At 61.9% G+C, this 13,264-nt stretch carries 11 protein-coding genes; 4 read left to right on the top strand and 7 right to left on the bottom strand.

Features of this window, described 5'->3' with window-relative positions; translation table 11 throughout:
- Positions 1-11 precede the first annotated feature (11 nt).
- The 4 genes from ASE49_RS09985 to ASE49_RS09970 form a co-directional block, all read right to left on the bottom strand.
- Positions 12-1,256: an SAM-dependent methyltransferase gene (locus ASE49_RS09985; RefSeq protein ID WP_056771363.1), complete on the bottom strand. Its 1,245-nt coding sequence runs from the start codon at positions 1,254-1,256 to the stop codon at positions 12-14.
- An 84-nt stretch (positions 1,257-1,340) separates the two neighbouring features.
- Positions 1,341-2,102 (bottom strand): SDR family oxidoreductase, encoded by a 762-nt coding sequence (locus tag ASE49_RS09980; RefSeq protein ID WP_056771360.1) that lies wholly within the window; start codon positions 2,100-2,102, stop codon positions 1,341-1,343.
- 181 nt (positions 2,103-2,283) lie between these two features.
- Positions 2,284-2,619, bottom strand: coding sequence for a glycine zipper 2TM domain-containing protein (locus ASE49_RS09975; RefSeq protein WP_056771357.1), 336 nt, complete (start codon positions 2,617-2,619; stop codon positions 2,284-2,286).
- Between the two features lie 358 nt (positions 2,620-2,977).
- Entirely contained in the window at positions 2,978-3,406 is a 429-nt protein-coding gene (locus tag ASE49_RS09970) for a glycine zipper 2TM domain-containing protein (RefSeq protein ID WP_056771354.1), read from the bottom strand.
- Positions 3,407-3,523: 117 nt separating this feature from the next.
- On the opposite strand from ASE49_RS09970, the gene ASE49_RS09965 reads away from it, so the two are divergent.
- Complete coding sequence (locus tag ASE49_RS09965; RefSeq protein ID WP_056771351.1) at positions 3,524-4,369, top strand: PhzF family phenazine biosynthesis protein; 846 nt, start codon at positions 3,524-3,526, stop codon at positions 4,367-4,369.
- Between the two features lie 4 nt (positions 4,370-4,373).
- Here the strand turns inward: ASE49_RS09965 and ASE49_RS09960 are convergent, their stop codons facing one another.
- A complete protein-coding gene (locus ASE49_RS09960) occupies positions 4,374-5,021 on the bottom strand; it encodes a TetR/AcrR family transcriptional regulator (protein ID WP_235522927.1) in 648 nt (215 codons plus the stop codon).
- 32 nt (positions 5,022-5,053) lie between these two features.
- On the opposite strand from ASE49_RS09960, the gene ASE49_RS09955 reads away from it, so the two are divergent.
- From ASE49_RS09955 to ASE49_RS09945, 3 genes are read left to right on the top strand one after another with little or no spacing between them, the layout of a single operon-like run.
- Positions 5,054-6,508, top strand: coding sequence for an efflux transporter outer membrane subunit (locus tag ASE49_RS09955; RefSeq protein ID WP_056771348.1), 1,455 nt, complete (start codon positions 5,054-5,056; stop codon positions 6,506-6,508).
- On the top strand, positions 6,508-7,695 hold the full coding sequence (locus tag ASE49_RS09950) for an HlyD family secretion protein (RefSeq protein ID WP_056771344.1): 1,188 nt from the start codon (positions 6,508-6,510) through the stop codon (positions 7,693-7,695). The genes ASE49_RS09955 and ASE49_RS09950 overlap by 1 nt, the downstream gene beginning before the upstream one ends.
- Positions 7,695-9,248, top strand: a complete 1,554-nt coding sequence (locus tag ASE49_RS09945; protein ID WP_056771340.1) for a DHA2 family efflux MFS transporter permease subunit — start codon at positions 7,695-7,697, stop codon at positions 9,246-9,248. Before ASE49_RS09950 ends, ASE49_RS09945 begins: the two co-directional genes overlap by 1 nt.
- A 117-nt stretch (positions 9,249-9,365) precedes the next feature.
- Here the strand turns inward: ASE49_RS09945 and ASE49_RS09940 are convergent, their stop codons facing one another.
- Both ASE49_RS09940 and ASE49_RS09935 read right to left on the bottom strand, forming a co-directional pair.
- Positions 9,366-10,703 carry an MATE family efflux transporter gene (locus ASE49_RS09940; protein WP_235522926.1) on the bottom strand — a complete coding sequence of 446 codons (1,338 nt, stop codon included), beginning with the start codon at positions 10,701-10,703 and terminating at the stop codon, positions 9,366-9,368.
- 443 nt (positions 10,704-11,146) lie between these two features.
- The gene (locus ASE49_RS09935) at positions 11,147-13,243 is read right to left on the bottom strand and encodes a putative bifunctional diguanylate cyclase/phosphodiesterase (RefSeq protein WP_056771337.1); all 2,097 of its coding nucleotides are present in this window, start codon (positions 13,241-13,243) and stop codon (positions 11,147-11,149) included.
- Positions 13,244-13,264: the final 21 nt, after the last annotated feature.

Raw genomic sequence — 13,264 nt, 5'->3', positions numbered from 1 at the left:
CGCAATGCGGATCAGGTGCCGAGCAGGCGTTGCTCGTTTTGGGCGAGATAGTCGCGAGTAATGGGCAGGGCTTCGCGCAGGCGGGCGTACTGGATCTGGTAATTGCACATCCCGCCGCTTTCGAAGGCCGCTGTCGCGCCAGAAAGGTAGAAAATCCACATGCGGTAGAAACGCTCATCCTGCATGGCGATGATCGCGTCCTTGTTGGCAATGCACCGCTTATACCATTCGCGCAGCGTCTTGGCATAATGCAGGCGCAGCGTTTCCACGTCGGTGGCGATCAGGCGGACTTTTTCGCTCGCCTCCAGCGTTTCGCTGAGCGCCGGAATGTAGCCGCCGGGGAATATGTACTTCCGGGTGAACGCGTCGGTGGAGCCTGGCCTGCCCATCCGCCCGATGGTGTGAAGCAGCATGACACCGTCGTCCTTCAGGATGGTGGCGCAATCGCGGAAGAAGCGCGCGAATTGCGCTTGTCCCACATGCTCGAACATGCCGACCGAAACGATGCGGTCGAACTTGTCGCCGCGCGCGGCAAGGTCGCGGTAATCGACCAGCTCGAAATCTATGCGCCCCGCGACGCCGGCTTCCACGGCCCGCTGACGGGCGAGGGTGAGTTGTTCTTCGCTCAGCGTAATGCCCTTGACGAACACGTCGAAGTGCTTTGCCAGGTAGATCGCCATGCCGCCCCAGCCGCAGCCGATATCCAGAACCCGCTGGCCCGGCTCGATCGCCAGCTTGGCGGCGATGTGCGCCAGCTTGGCGGTTTGCGCCTGTTCGAGAGTGATGTCATCGGATGGCCAGTACGCGCAGGAATACTGCATGTGCTCGGTATCGAGGAACAGGCGGTAGAGATCATTGCCGACGTCGTAATGGTGGGCGATATTGCGCTTGGCACTAGCGGCGCGATTGACCCCGTCGGCCAGCGTCACCAGCTTGTCGAACGCGACCTTTAGCGGCCCGGTTTCCTTCAGCTCGCCGCCCTTGTCCCAGCGGGAATTGGCGCGCAGCAGCTCGACGAGGCCCATAATGTCGCCGTCCTCGACGACCAACTGGCCATCCATGAAGGCTTCGGCGGCGCCAAGCCGCGGATCGCGCAAAATGCGGCGCTCGGCCGACTTCGTAAGGCTTATTCGGACGTTCGGAAAATCGGGGTGGGGCGTGCCGAAACGGCGAAGGGTGCCATCGGGGCGGGAGAGTTCGAGGACGCCGTGACGGACGCCGCGTTCGAGGAAGCGATCGATGATGCCTAGTGCCATGGGGCGGCTTTTGAGCGGGTGTCGTGCGTCGCGCAAGACCTTTTGTGCGCAATTATGCGCAGGTACATCCTGATGCGGATCGGCTTATTCCCGCGCCAGAAACAGGACATCGCGAGGTTGGGGCGTCAGGTGCTGGCCCGAATCGACGTACAGCGTCTCACCGCTGGCCAGCCATCCATCGGCCAGAAAAAGCGCCGCATTCGCTACATCTTCGGGAGTGGCTCGGCGACCCAAGAGGTTCATGCGGTGGGACACCTCGGCCTCAGCCTCGGACTGATCGTGGCTGGCAAGGATAGCACCCGGTGCGATCGCGTAAATGCGATCACGCGAGTCGTCACGCGCCATCGACAGCATCGGTACGGTGGCGGTGAGCGCATGTTTGCTCATCGTATAGGAGAAGAAGTCCGGGTTAGGATTGAGCAGCTTCTGGTCGGTGATGTTGATCAACCGTCGGCCCGTAGGCGCCTTGGCGTGGGCTAAGAACGTCTGCCCGATCCGGGTCGGCGTAGCGGCGTTCACTTGCATCGCGCGCTCGAAAACGGCGGGGTCGAGCTCCTGCGCTGCATCGAGATCGAACACCCCGGCGCAGTTGATCAGCACCCGCCAGTCGGCCAGTTTATGCGCCAGCGCGTGAATCATCGCAGGGCCTTGTTCCCAGTCGTCAAGTTCGCACGAGATGATTTCCGCCGACGGCAATTGCGCCGCGAGCGCCTGGGCCTGATCGTGGGACTGGTGGTAGTGGATCACGACGTGCCATCCAGCTTGGCCGAACGCGCGCGAGATGGCAGCGCCAATGCGCTTGGCACCGCCGGTCACCAGAACGGCAGGGCGGTCAATGCGAGTCATAGCGCTGCCGGGCCTTTCATCGATAGTTCGGGCTGCGAGAACATTGCCAGGATAGGAGCATAGCCGATAGGCTTAGGAAAGGGCGCAGGCTCCAAGCCTGGCAGATGCCCGACGATAAACGCCGAAGGGCGCGCCATCCTTTTGGGATGACGCGCCCTTTTCAGCGGAGCTTCTGCTGAAATCAGCGGCAGCGCGAACGCGAGCCGCCACGGTCGATTTCGCGGCCCAGCACGGCACCACCGGCAGCACCAAGAAGAGTACCGACTGTACGGTCGCCGCGGGTATCGATCGCACGCCCGGCAAGCGCCCCGCCGACGCCGCCGATCAACAGACCGGTCGTGCCGTTGTTACGCTTGCAGCGATAACGCCCGTCATTGCCGCGCCAGTAGCGCACACCATCATGTGTGCGCTGATAGCGACGTTCGTGGCGGTCACGCGCCTCAGCGGGGCCTGTAACGGCCAAGGTGGCGGGAAGGGTGATCGCCATCATGGTGGCGGCGAGAATGGCTTTACGCATGAAATTTGCCCTCAGGTTGTTGCGGTGTAAATTGATAACGCCGCTTTTCGTTCATCGATCCACAACGTCAGATGAACGGATCGTTGTGAACACAAATCCATGACGAGGCGCTCGGCGCGCGCGACGAAACGAAAGATTGTGTGGAATGAGAATATTCCGGCCGCCCTTTTGTTCCTCCGCAAAGGCGGTTTGCCGGCTAGTCTGCGCCAAAGGGCACGTCCAGGGTTTGAAATCACCGATAAAAATTTGAATATTATCGGGCCAGCGTTTGCAGAATATGCTTGCTGGCAACAAAGATGGCGCACCATCGATCGTGGCGCGCCGCTCTTAGGTCACACGTCTGGTTCGAAAATTCAGCTTATCGACACTGAATGTCGCCGCGATCAATCCGCTGGCCCAGCACGCCACCCAGGACCCCGCCAAGCACGGTGCCGAGGGTGCGATCACCTCGGCCGGCGATCTGGTTGCCGGCCAGCGCGCCAACGCCCGCGCCAATGATCAAGCCGGTCGTGCCATTGTCTCGCTTGCAGTAGTAGCGTCCGTCCCGTCCGCGCCAGACGTACGAATCGCGCGTGATCCGGCGCGGCTCGCGATAGCGACCGCGCGAATCGTACAGCTGTGCGGCGCGGTAGTCCCGTCCGCCTCGGTAATCTCGCCCGTCCTGCCTGTCGTGATCCCGGCGACCGTTTGCCGGCGCCCATGGCGGCGGGTCGCCAAGTGCGGGTGCGATAGGGACGGCGGTGATCGTCGCCGCGAAAGCTGCAAACGCCATCAAGGACTTTTTCATGGTTCCTGCTCCTGCGATACCGTTGTCTTGCGAGCGCCATCGACAGTGGTACGTCGATGAGGCAATTGCCTCATCGAAACGCGCACGCGTTCAATAGGCTGCATAACGAGGCTCATCATGTTGCTTGACCTGATCGATGTGTTCGGCTCCGGAGTGATGAACGGCAACCCGCTGGCGGTCGTGCGAGGCGCGGAAAACCTGGACCCCTCTGCGATGTTGCTGCTGACCCGCTGGCTGGGATTTTCCGAAACGACGTTCCTGCTGCCCCCGAACGACTCGGATGCCGATTACCGGGTACGCATATTCTACCCTGGTGGTGAATTGCCGTTCGCCGGCCATCCTACGCTCGGCACCGCGTGCGCATGGCTTGCCGCCGGCGGCATTCCCCGCCGGCCCGGGGTCGTGGTGCAGGAGTGCGGGATTGGCCTGGTCGATGTGCGCACGGATGATGACAAGCTGGCATTCAGAGCGCCGCCCTTGATCCGATCCGGTCCGCTGAACGATCGGGAACGGGCGCAGGTTATCGCCCTCACCGGGGCGTCGCCTGAACAGGTTGTCGCCGCCGTTCACGCGTCAAACGGGCCGGATTGGAAGCTGCTCCATCTGGATTCTGCGGACGCAGTGTTAGCGGCAGAGCCAGCAACGCACGGGCCAAAGGGGGCGGACGTCGCCTTGCTTGGCACTTACCCGCCGGGCAGCACTGCTCAATACGCGGTGAGGGCATTTTTCGTCGATGGCAATGGCAGGCTGTGCGAAGACCCGGTTACCGGTAGCTTGAACGCCGCTATCGCCCAATACCTATTCGCAAGCGGGCAGGCCAGCTGCGCTTATGTGGCGGCGCAAGGCTGCAAGGTCGGCGCAGACGGGATGGTCTACTGCTCGCAAAGTGCCGATGGCGCCGTATGGGTTGCCGGGCGGGTAACTGTCGTATCATCCGGTGGAACACTCTCCCGCGCGGAGTAGGATCCTACGCATTGCTGCGGGGTTCAGGCCACGCGATATGCCTGAGCATCGTGTCCACGAAGGCTTCGTGATCCACGCCGCTTCGATCCGGTTTCATAATCAGGTCGGAGCGATACCCGGTCACGGCCGCCACCATGAGCTGCGTGAGTGCGTGAGCGTCGTCATCGTCGAAAACGGTGGCAAAAAAGCCGGCGACACGGGTGCGCAGCTTGATTGGACCCCGCGTATAGAATGCTTCCCGCAACTCCGGGAAGCGATCGCCTTCGCTCATCACCATGCGATACAGCAGGATCGAGCTTTCGCGCAGCAGACAATCGATGAAACGCAGGCACGCGCGGCGCAGCGCAGGCACGGAAAAAGTCTGGCCGGTCAGCACCTCGTCGATACTTCTGGAAAAGGTATCGACATGCCGATCCAGTACGGCGGAAAACACATCTTCCTTTGAGGAGAAATGCGCCCAGAGCGTCGCCTTCGAACCGCCCAGCGTATCGGCGATCGCACTCATCGTGGTGGCGGCATACCCTTGCTCCAGAAACATGGAGGCGGCAACCTGCACGATCTCGGCGCGTTTGCGGGCCTTGTTGAGTTCCCGTTTACCAACCCCACATTTTTCCGTCATCATGTACTGTATGGTACAGTTTTCAATTGACATTCGCAACCCGCGAAAGGATAGAAACCGTACCAATGTGTACAGTTCCTAAATCTCGAGTCTCGGCAGTGTCGATGCTGGCCGTCACCCTTTCGCTCGCTGGGTGTGGTGCGCCGGATCTTGGCCCGCTTCCCCAGCTACGGCCACCCGCTAACCTTCAAAGCTCGGCTTCCATCGCGCCGACAGCGGCCCAGGATGCGTGGCCAGTTCAGCGATGGTGGACCGCCTATGGCGACGCGCAGCTTAATGGGTTGGTGGACGAGGCATTGCAGGGCTCCCCTGATGTGGCGACGGCCCTTGCCCGTATCCGGCAGGCGCAGGGTGCGATGGAAACATCGCGCGCTTCGCTGTTGCCGCAAATCAACGGTCAGGGTTCGGCTGACGTAGAGAAGCAAAGCTATAACAACGGCACGCCTGCTGCGGTTTTGCCGCAAGGGTGGAAGGGCTATGGATCACTGGCGCTGTCAGCCAGCCTGGACCTGGACTTGTGGGGAAAGAAACGCGCGCTGCTTGCCGCTGCGACTTCAGCAACCGAAGCCGCCATCGCCGATGAGCGGCAAGCCGAACTGACGTTGTCCTCGCAAGTCGTATCGAGCTATTTCGATCTCGCCCGTCTGCTGGAACGCCAGAAGGTGCTCGACCAGACGCTGGCTGCGCGCCAGCAATCTGCCAAGCTGGTAGGCCAGCGGGTATCGCAAGGGATTGAAAACCAAAGTCCGCTGCGTCAATCGAATGCCGAAGCTGCGCGCGCAGCAATAGATGGCGCCGCCAATCGGGAGCAGATTGAACTGCGGCGCCATGCGATCGCGGCGCTGCTGGGAGCCGGGCCGGACCGGACTCGCGACCTGGTTCCGCAGCCTATCGCTACCATCCCCACCACGCCGGTGCCGGCAGATGCCGGAATCGCGCTGGCAGGTCGCCGGCCCGACATCGTTGTGCAGCGCCGCCTGGTGGAGGCATCCGACAAGACCTTGGAATATGCCCGTAAGTCTTTCCTGCCGGACATTTCCCTTAGCGGCCTCATCGGGCTCAGTTCGCTGGGCCTTTCGCGGCTGTTCGATAGCGGATCCGACTATGGCAGTGCCGGGGCGGCGATCAGCCTGCCGATTTTCCAGGGTGGCAAGCTGTCCGGGCAATATCGGCTTTCGCGCGGCGGCTACGATACCGAGGTCGCGAGCTACAACAAGACTGTGGTGACGGCGCTTCAGGAAGTGGCGGATGCCTTGTCCACCCGCGCGTCGGCCGCCGAACAGGAACGCCACGCAATCGATGCGCGCAACCAGGCCGACGCCGCGCTCAACCTGGCGGGGCAGCGCTATCGCGGCGGTCTCAACACCTACATCGATACGCTGTCTGTCGAGGATACCGCTTATCAGGCGCGGCTGGCCGCAGTTGACGCCCATTTCTCCACCCTCGCCAGTGAAGTCGCGCTCAAGCGCGCCCTGGGCGGGGGTTACACTGACGAATCCAGTAAGAAAGCGCCTCTTTGATGACTGACACCGAGCAGGCCGCGCCGGCCGCCCACGACGACGAGGCCAACGCGGAAAACGCCAGCGCCAACACCGGTGGCGAGCGCGTTATCGCCAAGCGCAGCCGGAAAAAGCTGCTGATCGGCTTGGGCATCGCAGTGGTCGCGATTGGCATCGTGTGGTTCTTGTACGAGACGTTCATCGCAAGTCGGAGCGTTTCGACGGACAATGCGTATGTCGCCGGCGAAAACGCGCAAGTCACGCCACTGACATCGGGTCGCGTGGTGGAGGTATTGGTGACGGACACGCAGCCGGTGCGGCGTGGTCAGCTGCTGTTCCGGATCGAGTCCTCCGATCAGGAGATCGCCGTTCAACAAGCGCAGGCCAATCTTGCACAGGCCCAGCGCAAGTACGGGCAGTCGCTCGCCAACAACGCGGCGCTTGGTGCGGCAGCCGGTGCTAACGAAGCGCAGATCAGCACGGCACAGGCCAACCTTGCGTCGGCGCGCGCCACTCTTACACGGGCGCAGCAGGATTACAGCCGCCGTGCTGCGCTTGCGGGCAGCGGTGCGGTGTCGGGCGAAGAACTGACCACGGCGCGCCAGGCACTGGAGTCGGCACGCGCCGGCTACGCGCAGGCCGAAGCCGCGATTGCCCAGGCGCAGGAAAATGCGCGCAGCGCGCGCCGCCAGGAAGAGGCGGCTAAGGCGTTGACCCGTGGCACGACCGACCGGACGGCGCCCGAGATCTTGCTGGCACAGGCGCAGCTTGCCCAGGCCAAGCTCGACCTCGAACGCACCATCGTGCGCGCGCCGGTTGACGGCGTCATCTCGCGCCGCACCATCCAGGTTGGGCAACGCGTGCAGAGCGGGCAGGTGGCGATGATGATCGTGCCGGTCGGCCAATTGTACGTGGACGCCAACTTCAAGGAAAACCAGCTCGGCAAGGTCCGCACCGGTCAGAATGCCGTGCTGACGTCCGACTTTTACGGCGGCGATGTAAAGTACCATGGCAAAGTCGTGGGCTTTTCCGGCGGAACCGGCGCTGCGTTCTCGCTTATTCCGGCACAGAACGCGACCGGTAACTGGATCAAGGTGGTGCAGCGCCTTCCTGTGCGCATCCAGCTTGATCCGCGTGAACTCAAAGAGCATCCCCTGCGTGTCGGCTTGTCGATGGAAGCGGAAATCGACCTGACGAGTGAACGCTGATGGCGTCGAAGCCGGCAACCGCTGGCGGCGGGGAAAGCGCCGACAAGCCGATGACCGGCGCCAAGCTCATCCTTGCCGGCTTCGTGCTGGCGATGGCGAACTTCATCGTCGTGCTGGATACTACGATCGCCAACGTTTCGGTGCCCCATATAGCAGGGGGACTGGCCGTGGCGACGTCGAGCGGAACGTGGGTCATAACCTCGTATGCGGTCGCAGAGGCGATTTGCGTCCCGCTTACCGGCTGGCTGTCAAAGCGCTTCGGCACCTTGCGCGTGTTCATGTTTTCGCTGGTCGGCTTTGGTGTTTTTTCGACATTGTGCGGCCTTTCCCACACGCTGCCGATGCTGGTGGTATTCCGATTGGGCCAAGGGTTTTGTGGTGGTCCGCTGATGCCGCTTACGCAAACGCTGTTGGTGCGCATCTTTCCCAAGGAAATGCAGCCAAAAGCGATGGCGCTATGGGCGATGACGGTGGTCACCGCGCCGATCGCAGGTCCTATCCTTGGCGGCTACATCTCCGACAACTGGTCGTGGGAATGGATTTTCTTCATCAACGTACCCATCGTGGTGCTGATATTCATCGGGGTATTTGCCCTGTTGCGCGGTGTTAAAACCCCTATCGAAAAGCAGCCGATAGACAAGATCGGCCTCGCTTTGCTGATTGTATGGGTCGGCTCGTTCCAGATGATGCTGGACCTTGGCCGTGACGACGACTGGTTTTCATCACCAATCATCGTGGCGCTGGCTTGTATCGCCGTCGTTTTCTTCATCGCGTTCATCATCTGGGAGCTTGGCGAGGAAAACCCTGTCGTCGATCTCGCGGTATTCCGGCATCGGGGATTTTCCGCCGCTACGTTGTCCCTGACCATCGCCTTCGGCACCTATTTTGCCTCCATCGTGATCATTCCGCAGTGGCTGCAATCTTCAATGGGCTACACCGCGACTGAAGCAGGAAGGGCAATGGCGTTCAGCGGTGTGCTGGCCGTCGTTGCATCTCCCTTTGTGCCTAAGCTGATGCAAAAGTTTGATGCGCGACTGCTTGTATTCGTTGGCGTATCCTGGATCGCCGTCTGTGCATTGATGCGCATGACGTGGTCCACGGAAAGCACGTTCTGGACAATCGCCACGCCGCAGTTGCTGCAAGGCGTGGGCGTTTCCTTGATGATCGTGCCGTTGACCACGATCAGCATGAGCGCAGTGCTGCCGCGCGAAACGGCATCGGCTGCAGGCATCGCCAGTTTTGGCCGCACCCTTGCCGGCGCCATTGCCACAGCTATCGTCACCACGGTTTGGGGCGACATGTCACGCGCGCGGACCGCTGACCTGTCCGGCATATTGAACAATGCGCAGATGACCTCGCAGACCCTGCAGGCGCAGGGTTTGAGCGCCGAGCAGGCGCGCGGCACCATCGCGCAAATGGTGGAAACCCAAGGCTCTGCGGTTGCGACCGGCGAACTGTTCGTCGCCTGCGCGATTGCCCTGTTCCTTGCCGCAACGACCATATGGCTCGCTCCGCGTCCGCCCAAGAACATAAAGCCCTCAGCCGGGCATTAAGCTTTGCCATAGCCAGTTTGCCGCCTGAAATCGGCAGAATGGCACCGTCCCGCTCGGTCGGACGAATGACAGGAACGGCCCCCCAGCTCCTCACGCATTCGTTCGGCCGGGCACCGGTCAGGGATTGGCAAAGCTGCGGCGGATGAGGCGCGGCAGCATCACAGCCTGGCTGATGGCCCGCGCCGCGAACAGCGCAGCGAACGCGGCCCATAGCCCATGGTTTTTCAAAGGCTGCAACGCGCACAGCAGCGCAAGGTAGATGATGCTCGCGACCACCATCGTTCCGAGCATCGCGCGCGTCCATGCTGCGCCGACGAACACTCCATCGAACACGAAAGAGGCCACGCCCAGGATCGGCAGGAGGGCAAGCCAAGGGGCATAGTCAGCGATCGCCGCGATCACTGCGGGGTCGGCACTGAATGTCGCGGCCAGCGGTTGGCCCGCAAAGGCATACAACGCACCCAGCACAACGCCGGTAATGCCGCCCCAGATCAGGGCTGTGCGGGTGGCGGCGATGAAGCGGCTTTTTGACCGTGCACCCATCGCCTCGCCACACAGCACCTGCGCGCCGCTTTCGAACCCGTCGAGCAGAAGTGTGGAAAGCATGAACAGCTGAAACAACACGCCGTTGGCCGCCAGCGTCACCGGCCCGGCTTGCGCACCGATCCGGGCAAAGACCAGGATCGCGCCGGTCAGCAGCAGCGTGCGGATGAACAGGTCGCGGTTGAGCGCGAAGAGTTTCGCCATGTCATGACGAGCCCAGGTGTGCTGGTCTTTTGCGGCGGCAAAAGCCTGCCCGGAAGCAGGGTCGCGCAGCGCTATCGCGGCAAGCAATGCCAGCTTGAGGGATTCGGACGTCACGGTGGCGATCGCCACGCCCGCGACACCCCGGTGCACGGCCAGCACCAGCGCCAGATCCAGCGCGATATGCACGATGTTGGCCATAACTTCGACGATCAGGACATGACGCACCTTGCGCTTGCCGATCAGCCACCCCGTCAGCACGCAATTGGCAAGCCACATCGGCGCGGCCCAATAGCGGATCGCGATGTAGGCATGCGCGTCCGGGCGCACCGGACCGGTCGCCTTCAGCAGATTCAGTCCCGCCGGTATGGTCAACGGCATGGCAAGCAGCAGGATGGCCCCGATACCCAGGGCGACGGCCATCGCGCGCGCCAGCGTCTGGCCTTGTTCGTTCAATGCGCCACGGCCCGATCCCTGCGCGGTCAGCGCCACCGTGCTCATGCGCAGAAAGTTGAATACGTTCAGGAGCCCGAGCATGAATTTTGCGCCCAGTTCCACGCCGCCTTGGGCCGGCGCGTCTCCCAGACGACCGATCACCCACATGTCGGCGATGCCGAACAGCGCGGTGGCTACGTTGGTCAGCATGGCGGGCAAGGTGATGGCCCACAGCTGCGCGCTCCAGCTTTGGGCCTTGGGCGGGATGGCGTGCAAGTCAGTTACCTATGGCGTTGGATCTGGACGCCAGGCGGGCAGACGCGTCTTGACCGAGCCGGATACTGATTCGCCGGCTGTGCCTGCCTTTAAAGCACAAATGCAACAATGTTGCAGTGCAAAAACCTTGCGGTGTAAACATCAAGAACATGTATTGCATCAGGTTGGAAAGTCATGGATGATCGCAATCAAGGCAGCAAACTCATCTTGCTGCAACTGCGAGAAAATCGGCGCGCCGGGGTGATTACTCTGCCCCGGCGCGCTCTCTCCCAACGCGGGTAAGGTCAATCGACCTTTCGCACATATATTGCCGTACAAATTCGTGTTCGAAAAGAAGGAATTGCTCGTTGCGTCGTGCAATGTGCGTGATTTTGTCTCGCGGTGAAACTTCTATGCAACGCTTATGATCGCGGCGTTTCCCTTACGTGGCGAACGGTGAACGGCTACTCGTGGCGTTTGCCCGGTTGTTGCGCTGGCATCAGTGGCGCGGCTTTGGCCTTTCCGAACAGGTAGCCCTGGCCTTGCGTGCATCCTTCGTCCCGCAAGTAATCGCGCTCGATGCCGCGCTCTACACCTTCGGCGGTAACTGCAAGCCCCAAGCTGCGTCCCAGCCCGATGACCGCGCGGATGACGGCCCGCGAACTGGCTTCTTCGTGAAGGTTGAGCACGAAGGACTTGTCGATCTTTATCTTCGTGAACGGGTAGTTGAGCAGATAGCTGAGCGACGAATAGCCGGTGCCGAAGTCATCCAGCGATATGCCGATACCGAAAGCGCGCAGATTTCGGATGATCGCCGCCGGGCGCGGGCCTTTTTCCATCAGCACCGCCTCGGTGATTTCCAGTTCCAACCGTTCCGGCGCGAGGCCGGAGGTGGACAAGGCGTTGACTACGGTACTGAGCAGATTGCCGTGGCGAAACTGGAGCGGCGATACGTTGACTGACACCTTGATGTGCACCGGCCAGCGCATGGCTTGCGCGCAGGCGGAATTCAGCACGAAGCGGCCAATCTGATCGATCAGGCCGATTTCTTCCGCCAGCGGCACGAACGTGTCTGGCGGCACTGCGCCGCGTTCGGGATGGTGCCAGCGCAGTAGCGCTTCGTAACACTCGATCGCGCCGGTCTGCAGGTCCACGATGGGCTGATAATGGACCTCCAGCATGTGTTCGCGCACGGCTTCGCGCAGGTCCTTTTCCAACCGGTTCTTTTCCTGGGCGGCGGCATCCATGCCCGCTTCGAAGCGGCGGCACGTGCCGCGTCGCTCGCCTTTGGCGGCATATAGCGCCAGGTCGGCATAGCGCAGCAACGTCTGCGGATCGCTGCTGTCACCTGGGCTCGATGCAAAGCCTACCGTCGCCCCGATGTGGATGAGGTTGCCCTGGATGAAGAAAGGTTCGGACAAGGTGGAAATGATCGACTTGGCGACCAGCTCGGTCTGCGTCGCGCTGGAGCGGCGGAATATTATGGCAAATTCATCGCCGCCGATCCGGCACAGCAAGGCGTCTGCGGGCAGCAGTTCGCGCATCCGTTCGGCAGCTTCGGACAGCAGAAGGTCGCCAAAATGATGGCCGAACGTGTCGTTGACCGGCTTGAAGTGATCAAGATCGACAAGCGCCAGCGTCACCGCTTCGGGCGCAGCGGGGGATTCCAGCAAGCTGCTCAGATGCTGGCGGCAATGCGCCCGGTTGGCCAGGCCCGTCAGCTCGTCGTGACGGGCCATGTGCGCCAGACGCTTTTCGATGCGGCGACGTTCGGTAACGTCGAAGATCGAAACGATCGTTCCGGCGTAGTCGTCCAGATCGGAACGGCATGTGGAAATGACGGCGTCGATGCAGCTGCCATCGGCGCGCAACATCTGCCAGCAGTCATTTTCGTTGGTATGATCAGTGGAAAGAAGGTGGGCGGCGGCGGGTCGCACAGCCTGGGGGAAAAGCCCCGCCGCCGCCATCCCCGGGATGTCGTGCGCCGCGTACCCGAGCAGGCTGCAGGCGGCGGCGTTGGCGGCACGGATGAGGCCGGTTTCGTTATCGTGCACCAGCATCGCGAGGGGGTTGCGCTCGAACAATAGGCGGAACGTCTCTTCCTTTTGCTTGAGGTCTGTGATGTCGACGCGAATGCCGATAGTGCCGCCGCCCGCTATCCGGCGTTCCTCGATCAGGATGCACGTGCCGTTTGAAAGGCGTTGTTCGTGGCGCAAGCCCGGTTGGTGCAACTGGGCCATACGATGGGTCAGCCATTCATCTTCGTTGCCGATCGCCTCGGGATAATCACCGCGCGCGATTCCCACGCGCAATACTTCTGCAAGGCTGGCGCCCGGCTGCAAAAGGTCGGCCGACTTTTCATAGATCTGGGCGTAGCGCTTGTTCCACAGGATGTAGCGATCGTTCTCGTCCAGAAACACGATCCCTTGCGGAATCGCCTCGATAGCTTCGCGCAGGCGCTTCTCCGCAAGCGAGGCTGCCTCAAGCGCTGCCGCAAGCGTCGGCAGGTCCGCATCCGGCTCGGGGCCGCAGGTCTGTTCGTGGTCTAGCCCCAGATACACGCGCGATTCCTGTTTTGGTAC

The sequence above is a fragment of the Novosphingobium sp. Leaf2 genome (assembly GCF_001421325.1).
Lineage (GTDB): Bacteria > Pseudomonadota > Alphaproteobacteria > Sphingomonadales > Sphingomonadaceae > Novosphingobium.
This window is presented reverse-complemented; position numbering and strand designations above follow the sequence as displayed.

What these genes read in the sequence shown, in the direction of transcription:
- ASE49_RS09985 (WP_056771363.1), bottom strand. Translation starts at nt 1,256, where the DNA reads ATGGCACTAGGCATCATCGATCGCTTCCTCGAACGCGGCGTCCGTCAC.
- ASE49_RS09980 (WP_056771360.1), bottom strand. Translation starts at nt 2,102, where the DNA reads ATGACTCGCATTGACCGCCCTGCCGTTCTGGTGACCGGCGGTGCCAAG.
- ASE49_RS09945 (WP_056771340.1), top strand. Translation starts at nt 7,695, where the DNA reads ATGGCGTCGAAGCCGGCAACCGCTGGCGGCGGGGAAAGCGCCGACAAG.
- ASE49_RS09960 (WP_235522927.1), bottom strand. Translation starts at nt 5,021, where the DNA reads ATGTCAATTGAAAACTGTACCATACAGTACATGATGACGGAAAAATGT.
- ASE49_RS09950 (WP_056771344.1), top strand. Translation starts at nt 6,508, where the DNA reads ATGACTGACACCGAGCAGGCCGCGCCGGCCGCCCACGACGACGAGGCC.
- ASE49_RS09975 (WP_056771357.1), bottom strand. Translation starts at nt 2,619, where the DNA reads ATGCGTAAAGCCATTCTCGCCGCCACCATGATGGCGATCACCCTTCCC.
- ASE49_RS09955 (WP_056771348.1), top strand. Translation starts at nt 5,054, where the DNA reads ATGTGTACAGTTCCTAAATCTCGAGTCTCGGCAGTGTCGATGCTGGCC.
- ASE49_RS09965 (WP_056771351.1), top strand. Translation starts at nt 3,524, where the DNA reads ATGTTGCTTGACCTGATCGATGTGTTCGGCTCCGGAGTGATGAACGGC.
- ASE49_RS09970 (WP_056771354.1), bottom strand. Translation starts at nt 3,406, where the DNA reads ATGAAAAAGTCCTTGATGGCGTTTGCAGCTTTCGCGGCGACGATCACC.